Genomic DNA, 17,587 nt, shown 5'->3' with positions numbered 1-17,587 from the left:
GCCAAATGAGGACACGCCCTAGATTAAATATAGTTATTATGGGTTTATTCTTTAGGTTGCTTTTCTAGATCAGTATTTATGTTCGGACTTGTCTGAGCTATTTTCTACAAGTTAAAAAGAGAAGTAAAAATTAAATAACTTCTGTTAAACAGAGTTTTTGATGAAGAAAATTGAAAAATAAAAACAGGTGATTTGATCTGTCTTGATTAAAGAATAAAAAGCGCCTAGAAGGCGCTTTTTATTTTTTTAGTACATTTACGGTGTCAGAATGACTTTACGACAGTCTTCTTCCTTCTTATCAAAAATACGGTAACCTTCCGCAGCATCTTCCAGTTTCATGCGATGGGTAATAATCACATCTGGAGACAGATCTCCATTTTCAATATGTTCGAGCAACTGCGGCAAGTATTTATGTACATGGGTTTGTCCCATTTTAAAAGTCAAACCTTTGTCAAAGGCATCACCAAACAGGAAGCCATGAATTGGACCGGCATAAACCCCCGGTACACTCACCACACCGCCGCGTCGGACTGCTGCAATACATTGTCTGAGCGCTGAACCACTCGAACCTTCTAATTTCAGGTTGGTCATTACGGTTTCCAGAACACTACCTTTGGCTTCGAAACCAACGGCATCAATAACCGCGTCAACACCACGATAACCTGCTGTATTTTGAATAATAAATTCAGCTGCATCGACTTCATCAAAGTTGACCGGAATGACCCCATAGGTTTGATGAGCAAATCGCAAGCGATAAGGGTGATGGTCTACCATGAAGATCTGTTCGGCACCGAGCATTCGTGCACAAGCTGCAGATAACAGACCGACTGGACCTGCACCATAAATCGCCACTGTAGAACCACGGGTGACTTGAGCATTGGTTACCGCCTGCCAAGCTGTTGGCAAAATATCGGTCAGGAATAATACTTTTTCATCAGGTAGGGATCCGGGAACCTTAAACGGTCCGACATTGCCTTTGGGAATTCGCACATATTCAGCCTGACCACCCGGAACACCACCATACAGATGGCTAAAGCCAAACAAGGCCGCTCCTGGTGGAATCTGTTTTTTATTCAGGATCGCACCACGACCCGTATTGGTATTTTCACAGGCAGCCATGAGTTCATGTTCACAGAAAAAACAGTGACCGCATGCAATGACAAAGGGAATGATCACCCGGTCACCTTTTTTGACTTCTGTCACTGCAGGGCCGACTTCTTCTACAACTCCCATAAATTCATGGCCGAAAATATCACCGTCTTCAGTGGCCGGGATTTTACCCCGGTATAGATGTAGATCTGAGCCACAGATAGCGGTGGCTGTCACCCTTAAAATAACGTCATCTGGTTCCTGAATCACTGGATCTGGAACAGATTCAACTCGTACATCCCGAGCACCATGATAGGTAAGAGCACGCATGCGGATTTCCTCTCTAGTTCAACATAAATAGTCTCAAATAAGGCTGCTGATTATTAAAAAGCCTTTTTATTAGAGCCTTATAACCTGACCTAAAGCTGTAAATTAATGTATGAAATAAGGAAGCCGAGTGTTTAAACAATAAACTTATATAGTACTTGCGTAATTCACTACAAAATATGTCAAAAATCGAGTAAATGATTAACAAAGCTGAGAAGTGTAGGAAAATAGGTAAGAGAAAAGATTTACTAATAGCAGAGAAAATATAAACCCATAAAAAAAGGATCAGTAACTGTAGTTACTGATCTTTGAAGCTTTAAATGAATATTAAAATTAACTTTCCTGGAAAGACTGTTCCAGTTCTTCTAATTCCATCATCAGTTCCAGCATCTGTTCTTCAGCAGTTTCCAGTTGTGCTTTCAGTTCAGTCTGCTCATTCATGAGCTTAAGCAATTCATCCTTACGCGCTGCATCATACAGACCAGTATCTGCCAGCTTTTCTTCAATTGCAGCGAGTTTTGGCTGCAACTTTCCGATCTGGCTTTCACATTTTTCAATATTTTTGCGAATCGGCCGAGTCTGCTCACGTTGGCGAGCAGCTTCCTTGCGTTGGGCTTCTTTATCCATTTTACTTGGTATAGGTTTCGCTTCAGCTTGCTGTGTTTTCACCACTTCAGCAGTTTTAGGCGCATTTTTTAATAATTCTGCACGTGCCTGACGTAACCACTCGGCATAAGCCACCAGATCGCCATCAAATTCAGTACATTTGCCGTTATGAACTAACAGCAGCTCATCACAGACACTGGCGATCAGCTGACGTTCATGCGAAACCAGCACGACAGCACCCTCGAAATCTTGTAGTGCCATCGTTAAAGCATGACGCATATCCAGGTCCAGATGGTTGGTTGGTTCATCCAGAATCAGCACGTTTGGACGTTGCCATACGATTAATGCAAGTGCTAAACGGGCGCGTTCACCGCCCGAGAAACTTTCACTTGGTGTATCCATGCGTTCGCCGCTAAAGCCGAAGCTGCCGAGGAAAGAACGCAAGCTGGCCTCACTGATTTTAGGATCAGCAATACGTGCCAGCTGCAACATCGGACTGGCGCTGCCATCTAGTGCATCCATCTGGTGCTGGGCAAAGTAGCCAATATTTAACAATTCCGAGTCTTTACGAAGACCTTTAATTAAAGCTAAATCACCGACGAGAGATTTAATCAAAGTCGATTTGCCAGCACCATTCATCCCCAGCAGACCAATACGGCTATTGGGAGTAATTTGCAGGGTAACATTACGCACAATCAGCTTGTCGCCATAACCGATATCGGCATTTTCCAGCTGTAGTAATGGTGAACTCATTTTGGTTGGTTCACGGAAGCTGAAAGTGAACGGCGTATCTACATGCGCAACGGAGAGTTCCTGCATACGCTCCAGCTGCTTGATTCGGCTCTGGGCCTGTTTTGCCTTGGTGGCTTTGGCCTTAAAACGGTCAATAAATTTTTGCAGATGGGCACGCACTTCAAGTTGCTTTTCATAGGCTTGTTGCTGCTGTGCCAGACGTTCGCTACGGGTGCGCTCGAAAGTCGAATAGTTACCGGTATATAAGGTCAATTCCTGATTTTCGATATGTAAAATATGATCGGTAATGGCATCCAGGAAATCGCGGTCATGTGAAATCAGCACCAAGGTACCTTCATAGGCTTTGAGCCAGTCTTCTAGCCAAAGAATCGCATCTAAATCTAAATGGTTGGTCGGTTCATCCAGTAATAACAGATCAGAACGGCTCATCAGGGTACGCGCCAGATTCAGACGCATACGCCATCCCCCTGAAAAACTGGCAACATCCAGCTCGGATTGATAATCCATAAAGCCCAAACCTGCCATCAGCTGTGAAGCCTTAGATGATGCTACATAACCGGAAATTTCGTCAAAGCGGCCATAGAGGCGTGCCAGTTCAGCATCATCCAGTTGTTCAGGATGATTCAGCTTTTGTTGGATATCCCAGTATTCCTCATCACCGGACAGGACAAAATCAATCGCCTTCATATTCAAGGCTTTGATTTCCTGGGCCATATGCGCCACAGTCCAGACTGCAGGACGGGTCAGGGAACCACTGTCAGACTCAATCCCACCCAAGAGTGCTGAAAATAGGGTCGACTTGCCGGCTCCATTGACACCGGTCAGGCCAATTTTCCATCCAGGATGCAATTGCATGGAGGCTTTCTGGAAAAGGATGCGTCCACCGCGGCGTATGGTTAACTGATCTAACTGAATCATGGAACTGTACTGACATTCGACAAGAAGAATGGCGCTATTCTAAAGGAAAGCCCATCAAAATAAAAAAATCTTGCTGGAGAATTCACAGGATCCTGCACTTCATCCATAACATAGATTCATATTTTTGAATCTATGTTTAAATAGAACAGGTATTTTTAATGACAAAACAAGATGATATTGAAATATAAATTTCAGTAAAAAATAACCAAGAATAAATAGAGTAGAGCAAAATGAAGAAAGGATCTTTGATTTTAGCAGCCTTGACTGTACTTGCCTCAAATATGAGTTCTGCCAAGGTAGATATCTGCGTCTTTGATTTATTGGGCAAATCTGGTGAATCTTACAAGTTACTAGAAGAATGGCAGTTAGTGAGCAAGCAATGGGGGACTGAAGTACAACTGCTTGCTTATCAGGATGAAGCCAAAGTCGATCAGGACTTTAAAGCAGGCAAATGTGATGGTCTGTTTATGACCTCCATGCGTGCCCGGGCCTATAACAAATTTGCCGGTTCAATTGATGCCATCGGTGGTGTGCCTAGCAATGATATCGCCATGAAAGCCATTAGCTATGTACTGGATCAGCGAAATGCCAAACGTCTGGTGTCTAACATTGGCAAAGACAAGTTTGAAGTTGCCGGAATTGTGCAAATTGGTACGGCATATATTTTTGTACGGGATCGTGCCATAAACAAGATTGAACAGGTGAAAGATAAGAAATTTGCAGTTTTGCATTATGACTATGCACAAAAAGCCATGGTCAACCGGATTGAAGCTGTACCAGTTATGTCGGAAATTTCTAATTTTATTCGCCGTTTTAATCAGGGCGAAGTCGATATTGTGGCGGCACCTGCTTATGCTTTTAAGCCGCTAGAACTGTCTAAGGGCTTGGGGAATAAAGGTGCAATGATCAAGTTTCCTGTAGTAAATGTGACGGCAGATTTAATTATTCGGCCAAATAAATTTCCGGACAAGTTTGCAGCACAATCACGTGCCTGGTTCATTAAACAGTTACCGAAAACTATTGCTACTGTTAAACGTATGGAAGCAGAAATTCCAGCTAAATATACGCTCAATTTAAGTCGTGAGGACTATACCAGTTACCAGAAAATTCTCCGAGATGGCCGGATTGATCTGACTAATCAGGGCATCTATGACGCGAATATGATGCGGGTATTGAAACGTGCGCGTTGTACGGTAGAACGTACCAATTTTGAATGCTCATTAGGCGGAGAATAGTGATCTAATGTATTTGTTTGTAAATTGAATTAAAAAAATGTAAGTTTTTGGGATTTTAAATAAATCACTAAAAAATTGATATCTATGGACTTCCTTATATCTAAAATGTGAATACGGGACACATTTTGATAATAGGGGACAAACTCCCTAAATATAATGGAGTAAATACTCTATTTTTTTTAAAGAAACTTGCTAATATTTGTCACAAGTATGGAAACTCCATCGAAGAACAAGATTTTGCAAGGATTATTAGAATGAAAAAAACACTTCTAGCATTGGCGGCGTTTTCTGCCGTTAGTTTCGCAGGTACAGCGCAAGCGAAAAAAGTCGATATCTGTGTTTTCGACTTACTGGGCAAATCTGGTGAGTCTTTCCAGATGGCTCAGGAATGGGCACTGGCAGCGAAATCATGGGGGGCAGAAATTAATCTGATTGCCCGTCAGGATGAAGCAGTTGCAGATAATGATTTTAAAGCAGGTAAATGTGACGGCGTATTTATGACGGCGATGCGTGCACGTCAATACAATAAATTTGCTGGCTCTATTGATGCGCTAGGCGGCGTGCCAAGTAATGCGATTGCACAGCGTGCCATTACCTTCGCTTTGGATAAACGTAATGCTGCCAAAATGGTCAGTAATTTAGGCGGCAAAAAATATGAAATTGCCGGTATTGCACCACTGGGCTCGGCTTTTATCTTTGTGCGTGACAAAAACATCAACTCGATTGAAAAAGCCGCCGGTAAAAAGTTTGCTGTACTGGGCTATGACGATGCACAAAAAATCATGGTGCAGCGTGTAGGTGCCCAGGCAGTCGTGTCTGATGTATCCAACTTTGTGGCCAAGTTTAATAATGGTCAGGTAGATATGGTAGGTGCACCTGCTTATGCTTATAAGCCACTAGAAATCTATAAAGGCTTGGGTAATAGTGGCGCGATGTTTAACTTCCCGGTGCTGCATGTCACTTCAGACTTTGTGATCCGTCCTGAAAGCTTCCCGGCAGGTTTTGGACAGAAATCACGTGATTGGTTTGTTAAGAACTTGCCAAAGAGCATGGCGATGATCAACCGTTTAGAAGCCGGTATTCCAGCCAAATATAAAATGAACCTGAGTGCAGAAGACAAGACCAAATATCAAAAAATGCTTCGTGACGGCCGTATGGATATGACCAAGCGGGGAATTTATGATGCTTCTATGATGAGTGTACTGAAACGTGCCCGCTGTTCTGTCGATAAGGCAAACTTCGAATGTTCACTACCAGGTGAATAAACTGATTTTAAAAGGAAAAAAGCCTGGAAAATTCCAGGCTTTCTTTATGTTAAGACAGGCAACTTTACCATTGCCTGCGACTTGAAAATGATTAGAATGAATATCAGTTATGCTGTCATCTTTCTCATAAAAACAATGATATGCAGCAGTCCTGAGAAAACAAAAACAATTTTTTAAGGAATAAAATATGAAAACTTGGTTGAAGGCGTTCGCACTCGGTACAGGCATGGTCGCAGCGTCCGGTACAGTACAGGCGAAGCAAATCGTCTGTGTATTTGATCTGGTCGGTAAGAATGGCGATGTGTACGCTGTGATGAAAGATTATCAGCTGGCTGCAAAAAACTGGGGTGCAAATATCGAGCTGCGGGTAAATACCAATGAAGCTGTGGTTGCAGAAGACTTTAAAGCCGGGAAATGTGATGGTATTAGCGTCACGGGGATGCGCGGACGCCAGTTCAATAATTTTACCGGTTCACTGGATGCTATTGGTGCGATCCCAGATCTGAATCTGGCGGTTAAAGTAATGCAAGGACTGGCAAGCAAGACTTTTGCCAAACATATGTTACAAGGCAAATATGAAGTCGCCGGAGTCATTCCAGTGGGTGATGCTTTCCTGCTGGTCAATGACCGCAGTATTAATACTGTAGCTAAAGCGGCAGGCAAAAAAATTGCTGTACTGGATTATGACGAAGCGCAAAAAATCATGGTGCAACAGGTAGGTGCACAGGCGGTCAGCGCTGATGTCACCAACTTCGGTGCCAAGTTTAACAATGGTCAGGTTGATATCATTGGCGCACCTGCTGCTGTATTCAAACCCTTAGAACTGCATAAAGGTCTAGGCAGCAAAGGTGCGATTGTGAATTATCCGATTTTACAGGTGACAGGTAATATCATCATCCGCCCAGATAAATTCCCGGCAGGTTTTGGGCAAAAATCACGTGAATGGGTAAAAGGGGAATTGCCACGCGCTTTCGGAATTTTAGGTAAAATGAAAGCTGATATTCCCTCTAAATACTGGATGGATATTCCAGCAGCAGACAAACCCGGTTATCAGAAAATGATGCGTGAAGCGCGGATTGATCTGACGAAGCGCGGTATTTATGACAAACGTATGATGAAGCTGTTATGGCAGTTCCGCTGTAAGCAGGACCCGAAAAACTTTGAGTGTGCACTACAGGATGAAAATTATAAACAATCCTGATAAATTTACTCTGATTAAGCTTTAATTTACAAAGACTGACCATATATTGAGTATGCTATACTTGAAATATGGTCTTTTCTTTTTAAAGATGCCCGAACCGAACAGAGGAATCCATCATGAATGCTCAAGCACTTGTGCTGACTGACAATGCTGCCAATAAAGTACGCCAATTGCGTGACAGTGAAGGTAACCAAGATCTTATGCTACGTGTCTATGTGACTGGTGGCGGCTGTTCAGGTTTCTCTTATGGCTTCAACTTTGCTGAAAGCCAGAATGAAGATGATGCAGAATTTATTAACGGCGATGTGAAGATGCTGGTCGACTCACTCAGCTATCAGTACCTGGTAGGTTCAGTCGTTGACTATATTGAAGGGTTGGAAGGCTCTCGCTTTGTGGTACAAAACCCAAATGCTACGACTACATGTGGCTGTGGTTCATCTTTCTCGATCTAAACATGATTTGAGATTTAGACCATAGAAATCAAAAGTCCTCAAAATGAGGACTTTTTTATGCGCTATTTTTATAGTTAAGCCTCAAGTTTCACCGCTTCAAGCAGGTCAAAGATCACTGTCGTCACATCCTGACTCAGCTCACGATTATTAAAAATCTCATAAGCTGTGATGGTAATGTCGGTATCACTTGGTAACAGTTTTTGTTCTTCTTCAATCAGGTCGTTGATCGGCAATAGAGTCTGTTTTACTTGCAAATGCAGAATGTCTTGATAGGCAATATTTTCATCCTCAAGTTCAATCAGCTGCTCATTGAAATAAGGGAGCAGAATCGCATGTAAATAAGGCTGAAGTTCTACAATATCAAAGATTTCGATATCACGAGTTTCATCAATTGTACTGATATGATCATTGGCTTCAATCAGGATATGGTAATAACTCATGCCGATCTCCACAGAGGGCTTTGGTGAATGATAGATGCTCACAATAACATGAAATCATCGACTATGGTCGTTCAAAAAGATAATAAAGACATAAAACTTATAAGGAATTAAATCGCTTAAGATTTGCGTGTATATAGCAAAGTTTTGTCTGCCGGTCGCAGTTCAAAATTTTCCAGCTTTTGTTCACCCAGTACCGGATACATCAGTGCTTCAGGATCGCCATGATGCAATAAACCTAAGGCATGACCCAGTTCATGTGCCAAAGTTAGACGTAAGTCATCTTGTGCATCAAACTGATAGACATGGATTTCATCGCCTTTAAAAATCCCTTTATGGAACTGGCGTGGCGGAAAGCGCTGCTGTGCCTGATTGATATTGTTGTGGTGAGACTGAACACTGCTTTGATAGGCGGAAACCTGAGTATTAAAAGATAATTGTTGTTGCTGCAGATATTCCGCTTCACGCTGGAAACGTTCTGACCTGAATTGAAGCTCGTTAAATTCCTGTTGCAACTGTTGACGTTGATGAGCAGAAAGTCCCGGCTGATTGCGCCGTAGCATGAGTTGCTCGAACTGGAGTTGCAGCAGATTGCGCTGCTCTAACAGCTGACGCTGTTGCTGATCCAGATGATTTCGGGAAGCGGTCAGGTTTTCTGCCTGACGTTGATATTGGGCTTCATCGCGAAGTAATTTCTGTGTGGTTTTTTTCAGCGCGTCATATTCCTGCTGGCGGTGATCATAAATCAGCTTGATGCTGAGCTGTGCATTTTCATCATAGACCATCAGGTCATCACGGCCAGTACCACGATGCCAGATCTCAACGGCTTCTTGTGCCAGTTGAATCACTTCTTCACGAGTTAGTCCAAAACCCGGGTCGACCTGATCCACCTTAAAGCGTAAGCGCGTATCAAAAGGATAGTTGAGTCGGTCAGTCAGAGAGTTGAATTTTAGCTGCGGATGAGACTGGGTCTGTAGATGCAGAAAACCTGCAATTAGCAATATCACTACAACTAGAAAGAGCAGAAGACGCATATTTTTTATTTAAATGTTTATTCTTAAAAATATAGCTTAAATTTGGCGTTTTTCCCATGCCTATTTACGTCACCCTTCAGCTTTCGGATAAAGCCCTAATTCGGCCAAGGCCTGCTGCAAAATTTTAAGACGGATCGCCGGATCCATATTACTTTGCATCTGCATATTCAGTGAAAATGCCACGATTTCGTCCTGAGGTGTTTCGACCCAGCCGGTGAGCCAGCCGACTTGCGGCTCCACATCCATACCCCAACCAGATTTGGCATACAGGCGATAAGCTTGCCGTTCCTGTAACAGTAACATGGCTTTGACTTGTTGCTGAACCCGAGGATCAAAGGCAAGCTGCTCTCGAGCAAGCGCAGAGATAAATTCGACTTCTTGTTCCGGGGTGATTTTCAAAGGTCCGACTAACCAAAAGTTGTCGATATGCTGACCAATCTGCTGATTACCAAATTGGATGCGTTGCACTTCCTGTTGCATTAGTTCCAGACCAATGCGACGTGCCAGTTCCTGATAGACGGGTACAGCAGAAGCTTGCATGGCCTGGCCGAGAGTCATGTCTTTTTCCCAAGCTGCAAAACTGCGCTTCTTGCGATCCCATTTAAAAATTTCATTGGTCGTAGCTTTACCATGTTGCAGGCCAATCAGAGCATTAAGCATTTTAAAGGTTGAAGCAGGAACATATTCGGTATGTGCACGACTCAACTCATTGCCATAGACTTGTAGATGTGGACCCCGTTGAATTACTAAAACGCCAGAGCTTTGTGCCTGATCAAATAACTTTACAATAGCTTGAATAGATTGAGTTGAAGTGATTTGAGAGGGCGAATTTGAAACAGCGAAGCTACAGGCTGTCAGGCTCAAGCAACTGAGTAAAGGCAACAAAATAAGAATTTTCATAAGTTCAGGATATTTTAATATTTGATTTAACTTAAACAGCTTTGCCTGAAAATACGATCCAATTTTGGTAATTTTCCATTTATTCCTTCAAGTCTAGGCATAAAAAAAAAACCGCGCTTTCGCGCGGTCTTTTTTTAAGTTTAAGCTGACAAATTATTTTTTATCATCTTTCACTTCAGTGAACTCAGCATCTACAACGCCGTCATCCGCTTTTTGTTGTTGACCTTCACCACTCTGGAAAGCATTTGGATCAAAACCTTGCGCACCGCCTTGGCCTTGAGCTGCTTCATAAGCACGTTGCGTGATCGGCATGATGATGTTTTGCAGCGCTTCAGTTTTCGCTTTGATCGCTTCTACATCATTTTCTTTAGTTGATGCTTCTAACTCAGACACTGCAGTTTCGATTGCAGTTTTTTCGTCAGCAGTTACTTGTTCGCCAAGATCTTTTACTGCTTTTTGAGCAGAAGAGACTAGCGCATCCGCTTCGTTACGTGCTTTTGCAAGCTCTTCAAACTTACGGTCTTCTTCAGCATTCGCTTCAGCATCTTTGATCATCGCTTCGATTTCAGCATCAGACAAACCTGAGTTTGCTTTGATCTGGATAGACTGCTCTTTACCAGTGCTCTTATCTTTCGCAGATACTTTCAAGATACCATCGGCGTTGATGTCGAACGATACTTCAATTTGTGGCACACCACGTGGAGCAGGTGGGATGTCGCCTAACTGGAAGTTACCCAACAATTTGTTTTGTTGAGCCATTTTACGTTCACCTTGGTAAACTGAAATGTCTACAGCAGGCTGGTTGTCCGCAGCAGTTGAGAACACTTGAGATTTCTTCGCAGGAATCGTCGTGTTTTTCTCAATGATTGGAGTCAACACGCCACCCATGGTTTCAATACCAAGAGTTAGTGGAGTTACGTCAAGAAGAAGTACGTCAGTTTTGTCACCAGACAATACCGCACCTTGGATCGCAGCACCTATTGCGACTGCTTCGTCCGGGTTCACGTCTTTACGTGGCTCACGACCGAAGAATTCTTGTACTTTTTGTTGTACAAGTGGCATACGAGACTGACCACCTACCAAAATTACGTCAGAGATGTCAGAAGTCGAAAGACCAGCATCTTTAAGTGCAATACGGCAAGGCTCAATCGTACGCGCAACCAGGTCAGCAACCAAACCTTCAAGTTTTGCACGAGTAACATTGATCACTAAGTGTTTAGGACCAGTCGCATCTGCAGTGATGTATGGAAGGTTGATTTCAGTTGCGTTAGAAGAAGAAAGCTCGATTTTTGCTTTTTCAGCAGCTTCTTTCAGACGTTGTAACGCAAGTGGATCGTTTTTCAGATTCACATTTTGTTCTTTCTTGAACTCTTCAACCAGATAGTCGATCAATGCGTTATCGAAGTCTTCACCACCCAGGAATGTATCACCGTTGGTAGATAACACTTCGATTTGCTGGTCGCCATCAAGGTCAGCAATTTCAATGATTGATACGTCGAAAGTACCACCACCCAAGTCGTATACAGCAACTTTACGGTCGCCTTCTTTCTTGTCCATACCGAACGCAAGTGCAGCAGCAGTTGGTTCGTTGATGATACGTTTAACTTCTAAGCCTGCAATTCGGCCTGCATCTTTAGTAGCCTGACGTTGCGCATCATTGAAGTAAGCAGGAACAGTAATCACCGCTTCAGTCACTGTTTCACCCAGATAGTCTTCTGCAGTTTTCTTCATTTTTTTCAGAACTTCTGCAGAGATCTGTTGTGGTGCAAGTTTCTTGTCGTTTACTTCAACCCAAGCATCACCATTGTCAGCTTTGATGATTTTATAAGGCACCAGACCGATATCTTTTTGTACTGCCTGGTCTTCATAACGACGACCGATCAGACGTTTAATCGCGAATAATGTGTTTTTAGGGTTCGTTACCGCTTGGCGTTTAGCTGATTGACCAACCAGAATTTCACCATCTTTGTATGCAATAATAGATGGAGTTGTACGTGCGCCTTCAGCGTTTTCGATAACTTTAACTTTGTCGCCTTCAAGTACTGCAACACATGAGTTTGTAGTACCTAAGTCAATACCAATGATTTTAGCCATTTGGATGTTTCCTCAAAAATTCTTTTATTCCCAAATTGTTTCCCTTATCAAAGGGAAATTAAAAGGGATTTACTTGTTATCGGATATGAGAGCCGTTCAATTTTTTTCAAGTAAATTTTTAGAAAAAATTTCACAAACTCCCGAATTTATTTAGCTTAAGCGCCAACCATAACCATTGCAGGACGTAATAGACGGCCGTTCAGGGCATAGCCTTTTTGCAAGACTATACCGATCTCATTGGCTTTGGCATCTGGTGCAATACCGACTGCCTGATGTAACTCGGCATTAAAACCATTCTCGGTATCAACTGCGACCACACCAAATTTTTCTAATGTTGTCAGTAAACCTTTTAAAGTTAGTTCTACGCCTTCCCGTAACGGGCCTTGTTCTTCACCCGCAGCGAGAATTGCACGTTCCAGGTTATCTACAGTTTCTAACAGCTCTTTAGAGAACTTTTCCAAAACAGTATCTTTATGCTTTTGTGATTCGCGCTGAATGCGTTCTACACTTTTTTGTGCCTCATATACGGCATTTGCAGTACGTGCTTTTTCCAGTTTTAAATTGCCTTCAAGCTGTGCAATTTGTTCCTGTAAAGACTCAACGGTAACTTCAGCTTGTTCAGGTTCAGCTTGAGCTGTTTGTTGTTCCGTTTGCTCTTGCTCAAGTTCTTGAGCTTGATCGTTTTGCTCAGTCGCCATTGATTTACTCCGTTTAAATGGGTTCTTAAACATGTACAGTCCTTCGGTATCAGTGCTAACTGCGTGAATGCTGAACTGCCATGATTTGGGAAGTTCTTAATTACATAAAGAAGTCGGGGCTGGGCTTCAAAATTCAAGCGAAATGAGTGATTAATTTTAAGATTTATTGCAAAAGGCCGTGTTTCTGTTGTTCCAAACTGGATTGAAATGAGAAAAAGCAGACAATTTCTCTGTTCTGAAGATAAAAACCTCAGAATTTTTAGTTAGTTTTGATCTTAGTAATTAGATGAGAGATGAAGGAATAAGGGCTTAAATTACTTTTTAGAAAATAAATCATTCATTAAAATAATGTTTTTAATCAGAAAAATTTTTAATCGTATTTTTAGATATAAATAATAATATTTATCTGTTTTAAAAATTAAATCAAAAGCACCATCATAGCTTTATAAACAGTGACTTGGTTCAGAAGGAGAGAGCCGAACTAGGTTACTGTTCCTGATTCGTTTTACCCTTTTATAGCTGAATACCCCAAGACTCAGCTATTTTTTTGCCTGAATGTTTATATTGACTGTTTTTTAGACATAAAAGCGATTAATAACTAAGCAATAAAGTATTTCACAAAAAATGATCAATTTCGTATTATTCGTTTCAGATTCTATCGCTGTAGTTTCTTCTTATTTTGAAATGTGTTTTTCAAGCTTATCCTCTCTAGATAAGCTTTTTTTTTTGCGTAAAATTTATTAATTTTCTTCTCACATTCTAGTGATCAGTCACTTATAGAAAAGCTGTAAGTTAAAGTCTACAAGGATTCAGGACAATATCTACTTTGTTAGATGCTCGAATCAGCCTAATATTGATTTATCGAGAACAGGAAGTTCTTAAAAATTTGCTGAAAAGCATATAAACGAGAGGATGTTCGTTTAAACACAACCCTATAAAACCCCTGAAGAAATACGCTTCAGGGGTTTTATTCTATAATAGCTATCTAACATCTATTTCTGTTCATAAAGACATTAGAAAAAGCCCGAGATCGGGCTTTTTTATAGATGAAACTTATCTGGATCAGTGGCCGTTTAAGTCGCTTTCAACTTTTTAGATTAATCTTACTATTCTAGCGACGTGATTCCTGCCAGCGTTTGACATGTTCATTTCGGTTCTGTTCAGCTTTACGTCGTTGCTGCTGTTCAGCTGCTCGGCGACGTGTATCTGCCTGCTGTCCACGCTTTTTACGCTCTGCCTCGGCTCGGTTTCTAGCCGCCTGACTGCTACTGATTTTTTTGCGTTGCTGTTCAATACGCTGGCGTTCCTGCTGACGTCTATGATCCAGCTCAATCTGTTTTCTACGTTGATCATTCAACTGGCGACGCTGTTGCTCTAGTCGCTGACGTTCCAGTTCAGTTCGGCGACGTTCCTGCTGTAAACGTCGTTGCTGTTCATATTCCCAACGCTGCCGATCATAACGATTGTCATAACGGTAATCGCGGTCATAGCGATAGTCATAAGCTCTATTATAACGTCCGTCATAATAGTCATCTTCAGGGAATGCGACACAACCTACAGCCAATAAGCTCGTCGCAATTGATACGAATATCAGTTTTCCAGCCATAGGTGAGCACTCCTTGTTAAGGTCAATCCTACAATTTGCGCCTCAACAGCAGCTTAAATTGTCAATGACAGTGGGATAAAATGAGATTAGCTTATTGATCTGCCTAAATTTGTATGTCGATGTGGGCATTTATATAAGAATATGGTCAAAATACACCCTGATCATGTAGAAAATATGAAGAATTAAGCGAATAAGGATGGGAAGCTATGGTGATATCGAGTCAGCAATTACAGGCCATGATGGATAAGGGTCAAGGTGTGGCAGCGCGTCTGCTGGACCGATTACCTAAAATTGCTCAGGAAAGAATAGTCAGAAGTCTGGATTATCCTTACCACTATCCTGAACTGGATCCCTTTGTAAAATGTCTGATGGCTGTGCAGTTAAAACAGGGCAAAACTGGAATAGTCAGAGAAGATATCGCACAGTCACGTATTTTCTTTGAACAGAGCATGCAATTGCTAAAATCCAAACCGACTGCTATTCGCCAGGTTGAAGATATCCAGTTACCCTTGCACAGTGGCATCGTACAAGCACGTTACTATCACCCGGCTCCAGCTAAAAAGTTACCTTTAATTATATTTTATCATGGAGGAGGCTTCCTGATTGGCAGTCTGGACACGCATGATGAATATTGTCGTTTGCTGGCCAAACACGCGCATGCCCAAGTATTAAGTATCGCTTATCCTTTGGCGCCAGAACATCATCCTTCACAAATTGTTCAAGTTTGCGAAGATGCACTGGCATGGGCGCATCAACACAGCAAGCAGCTCAGAATTCTAAAAAAACGCATTGCAGTCGCAGGGGACAGTGCGGGTGGCAATCTGGCAGCAGTCGTAGCTCAGCGCAGTGCAGACAAGATTTACGTACCTCAGGCTCAGTTATTACTTTATCCAGCCATGGACTTTAAAAGCCGTCATCCTTCCTATTTTGCTTACAAAGATGGTCTGGTACTCACTGATGGTGATATCGAACTGGTGACTTATCTTTATGTGGAACGACATGAAATTGCATTGGATGATCCACTCATTTCACCGACCTATGGCAACCTGAAAAATTTACCGCCGGCTTATCTGATTACTGCTGGTCATGATGTGCTGCATGATGAAGGGGCTATTTATGCACATAAGCTGCGTCAGCATGGAGCGAAAGTGCATTATCATGATTATACCGATCAGACGCATGGTTTTATTAATCTGACTAGTATTTCAAGACGCGCCAAAAAGAATGTAATTGAAATGAGTAAACACTTCCGTAAGTTCTGGGATAAGCATAGTTAAAAATAGCTCTCTATATAGAAAGTAGTAGATCAAATCTCAACTAAGGTGTTTCACGTGAAACACCTTTTTACTTTTTATGTACCTTGGCTTCGGGAAAGACCAGATTGAATTTAGGTACATAAAAGCTTTGTATATATTTGGCTCGGGAAAAATCAGGGAAAATTGATTGAGTATTTTGCCATTCTACCTGAGCGAGTTTGGATAGATAGCCTCGGAATTGCGGGCTAAACTGATAATGCGACGATTTCCAGGTTTGTCGAATCTTTAACATGGATGTTGGAAGATGATGACTATTTAAATAGAAGGAACGTGATGATTTAGATTTCTTCAGACGAACAGTCATGTTTTGCCCTTGATGAGTGATTCGGCAAATTACTTCCTGTCCTTGTTCCTGCCATTCAAATTCTGCGTATTCCTTCGGTATCCCCCATAAGTGCTGACCGTGAATAATAGATTCATGCGTAGAAACATAAATCTTTGGAATGGTAGACAGACGTCTTCGACTTATTAAAGGATGGTCCATAATCAGTAGCTCATCATAAGGACCTACAGGAGAATGGTGATAACGCACCAGCATAACTTGTACAACACGACCCAGCGGAGAAGGGGCAATTCCAAAATTCCGAGATTCACGGATAAAGTGCGGTGTAATCCAATAATTCAAAATAAAACCCTCTCCCTGTAAATGCCAGGGAGGAAACTGATGAATATTTTTCTCCTGCAAACGATGCACGTTCATTCTTATTCTCTTGTAATTGGTCGGTTAGGGTAATGCATTAATGGGTATCAAAGATTAATATAGCTTGATTCTCAACCCTTACTTCTGAGTAGATGAGTTAAAAAATGTTAAAAAAACCATTATATGCAATAGCTTTAACAGCTTTATCTTTACCAGCACTGGCAGCCAATTCCATAGTTGAAATGAAAACTTCTATGGGGAATATCGAAATTGAGCTTTATAATGATAAAGCACCGATCTCTGCCAAAAACTTTGAAGACTATGTAAAAGACAACTTCTATAAAGGCACCATTTTTCACCGGGTTATTCCAGGTTTTATGGTACAGGGTGGCGGCTTTGATGCGAATATGGTGGAAAAGCCAAATAATAAGTTAACTATTAAGAATGAATCTTATAATGGTTTAAGCAATACACGTGGCACTTTAGCCATGGCCCGTATGAATCAGCCAGATTCAGCCCGTTCCCAGTTCTTTGTGAACCTGGTCGATAATAACTTTTTGAACCGTTCTCCTATGAATGCGGGTTATGCAGTATTTGGTAAAGTAACTAAAGGCATGGATGTGGTTGATAAAATTGCTGGTGTTACGACTGCCAACTATGGAATGCATCAAAATGTGCCACTAAAACCAGTTATTATTAATAGTGTGAGCATTAAAACAGCAAGCCCGCAAAAATAAGTAAAAAATGATGTAGAAATATTTTAAGGTTATTTTTATTTTATAATCATGTGGTTATGTGAATAATAGAATAAAAATGATCCATATTGGTGCATAAAAATAGTACACTCGTGATTTGTGTCAGTGAAAAGCACTTGCACGTGTAGGAAATTGCCCTATAATGCACCCATACCGACGAGATACACGGTGATGAACGAAGCGAGATGCTGAGTTATCCGGTGTTTTGAGTCCAGCTTCTGGCATTGACGAGGTGTTAGAAAGATCATTAAGAGATTATGA

General features: G+C 41.7%; 15 protein-coding genes. 6 read left to right on the top strand and 9 right to left on the bottom strand.

Features of this window, described 5'->3' with window-relative positions; all coding sequences use genetic code 11:
- Positions 1 to 255: 255 nt before the first annotated feature.
- Together B4033_RS01925 and B4033_RS01920 are read right to left on the bottom strand one after the other, a co-directional pair.
- Positions 256 to 1,419: a zinc-dependent alcohol dehydrogenase gene (locus B4033_RS01925; RefSeq protein WP_002045824.1), complete on the bottom strand. Its 1,164-nt coding sequence runs from the start codon at positions 1,417 to 1,419 to the stop codon at positions 256 to 258.
- A 330-nt stretch (positions 1,420 to 1,749) separates the two neighbouring features.
- Positions 1,750 to 3,693 carry an ATP-binding cassette domain-containing protein gene (locus tag B4033_RS01920; RefSeq protein WP_286831603.1) on the bottom strand — a complete coding sequence of 648 codons (1,944 nt, stop codon included), beginning with the start codon at positions 3,691 to 3,693 and terminating at the stop codon, positions 1,750 to 1,752.
- A 230-nt stretch (positions 3,694 to 3,923) separates the two neighbouring features.
- Between B4033_RS01920 and B4033_RS01915 the strand changes: the two genes are divergently transcribed.
- From B4033_RS01915 to erpA, 4 genes are all read left to right on the top strand, one after another.
- Entirely contained in the window at positions 3,924 to 4,928 is a 1,005-nt protein-coding gene (locus B4033_RS01915; RefSeq protein ID WP_286831600.1) for a putative solute-binding protein, read from the top strand.
- A gap of 254 nt (positions 4,929 to 5,182) precedes the next feature.
- Entirely contained in the window at positions 5,183 to 6,193 is a 1,011-nt protein-coding gene (locus tag B4033_RS01910) for a putative solute-binding protein (RefSeq protein ID WP_004814025.1), read from the top strand.
- A gap of 226 nt (positions 6,194 to 6,419) precedes the next feature.
- Entirely contained in the window at positions 6,420 to 7,394 is a 975-nt protein-coding gene (locus B4033_RS01905) for a putative solute-binding protein (RefSeq protein ID WP_163169762.1), read from the top strand.
- Positions 7,395 to 7,510: 116 nt separating this feature from the next.
- Positions 7,511 to 7,846 carry an iron-sulfur cluster insertion protein ErpA gene (gene erpA / locus B4033_RS01900; protein ID WP_004814030.1) on the top strand — a complete coding sequence of 112 codons (336 nt, stop codon included), beginning with the start codon at positions 7,511 to 7,513 and terminating at the stop codon, positions 7,844 to 7,846.
- A gap of 74 nt (positions 7,847 to 7,920) precedes the next feature.
- Here erpA and B4033_RS01895 read toward each other — a convergent pair whose 3' ends face one another.
- From B4033_RS01895 to B4033_RS01870, 6 genes are all read right to left on the bottom strand, one after another.
- Positions 7,921 to 8,298, bottom strand: a complete 378-nt coding sequence (locus B4033_RS01895) for a hypothetical protein (protein ID WP_171058635.1) — start codon at positions 8,296 to 8,298, stop codon at positions 7,921 to 7,923.
- Positions 8,299 to 8,402: 104 nt separating this feature from the next.
- Positions 8,403 to 9,317 carry a matrixin family metalloprotease gene (locus tag B4033_RS01890; protein ID WP_286831596.1) on the bottom strand — a complete coding sequence of 305 codons (915 nt, stop codon included), beginning with the start codon at positions 9,315 to 9,317 and terminating at the stop codon, positions 8,403 to 8,405.
- A 69-nt stretch (positions 9,318 to 9,386) separates the two neighbouring features.
- Positions 9,387 to 10,217 carry an OXA-134 family carbapenem-hydrolyzing class D beta-lactamase gene (gene blaOXA / locus B4033_RS01885; protein ID WP_286831593.1) on the bottom strand — a complete coding sequence of 277 codons (831 nt, stop codon included), beginning with the start codon at positions 10,215 to 10,217 and terminating at the stop codon, positions 9,387 to 9,389.
- 153 nt (positions 10,218 to 10,370) lie between these two features.
- Positions 10,371 to 12,311, bottom strand: a complete 1,941-nt coding sequence (dnaK, locus tag B4033_RS01880) for a molecular chaperone DnaK (RefSeq protein ID WP_286831590.1) — start codon at positions 12,309 to 12,311, stop codon at positions 10,371 to 10,373.
- Between the two features lie 155 nt (positions 12,312 to 12,466).
- Positions 12,467 to 13,009, bottom strand: a complete 543-nt coding sequence (grpE, locus tag B4033_RS01875) for a nucleotide exchange factor GrpE (RefSeq protein WP_286831638.1) — start codon at positions 13,007 to 13,009, stop codon at positions 12,467 to 12,469.
- Positions 13,010 to 14,120: 1,111 nt separating this feature from the next.
- Positions 14,121 to 14,615, bottom strand: coding sequence for a hypothetical protein (locus B4033_RS01870; protein WP_286831587.1), 495 nt, complete (start codon positions 14,613 to 14,615; stop codon positions 14,121 to 14,123).
- Between the two features lie 206 nt (positions 14,616 to 14,821).
- Here B4033_RS01870 and B4033_RS01865 point away from each other — a divergent pair, with 206 nt between their 5' ends.
- Entirely contained in the window at positions 14,822 to 15,892 is a 1,071-nt protein-coding gene (locus tag B4033_RS01865; RefSeq protein WP_286831585.1) for an alpha/beta hydrolase, read from the top strand.
- A 67-nt stretch (positions 15,893 to 15,959) separates the two neighbouring features.
- Here the strand turns inward: B4033_RS01865 and B4033_RS01860 are convergent, their stop codons facing one another.
- The gene (locus B4033_RS01860; protein ID WP_286831582.1) at positions 15,960 to 16,631 is read right to left on the bottom strand and encodes an acetoacetate decarboxylase family protein; all 672 of its coding nucleotides are present in this window, start codon (positions 16,629 to 16,631) and stop codon (positions 15,960 to 15,962) included.
- A 104-nt stretch (positions 16,632 to 16,735) separates the two neighbouring features.
- Here B4033_RS01860 and B4033_RS01855 point away from each other — a divergent pair, with 104 nt between their 5' ends.
- Positions 16,736 to 17,308: a peptidylprolyl isomerase gene (locus B4033_RS01855; RefSeq protein WP_286831580.1), complete on the top strand. Its 573-nt coding sequence runs from the start codon at positions 16,736 to 16,738 to the stop codon at positions 17,306 to 17,308.
- Positions 17,309 to 17,587: the final 279 nt, after the last annotated feature.

It is taken from the genome of Acinetobacter sp. UBA3132 (genome assembly GCF_002364825.1).
GTDB classification, from domain to species: Bacteria; Pseudomonadota; Gammaproteobacteria; order Pseudomonadales; family Moraxellaceae; genus Acinetobacter; species Acinetobacter schindleri.
Note: the sequence above shows the minus strand (reverse complement) of the source record. Positions and strands in the feature narration are given on the sequence as shown.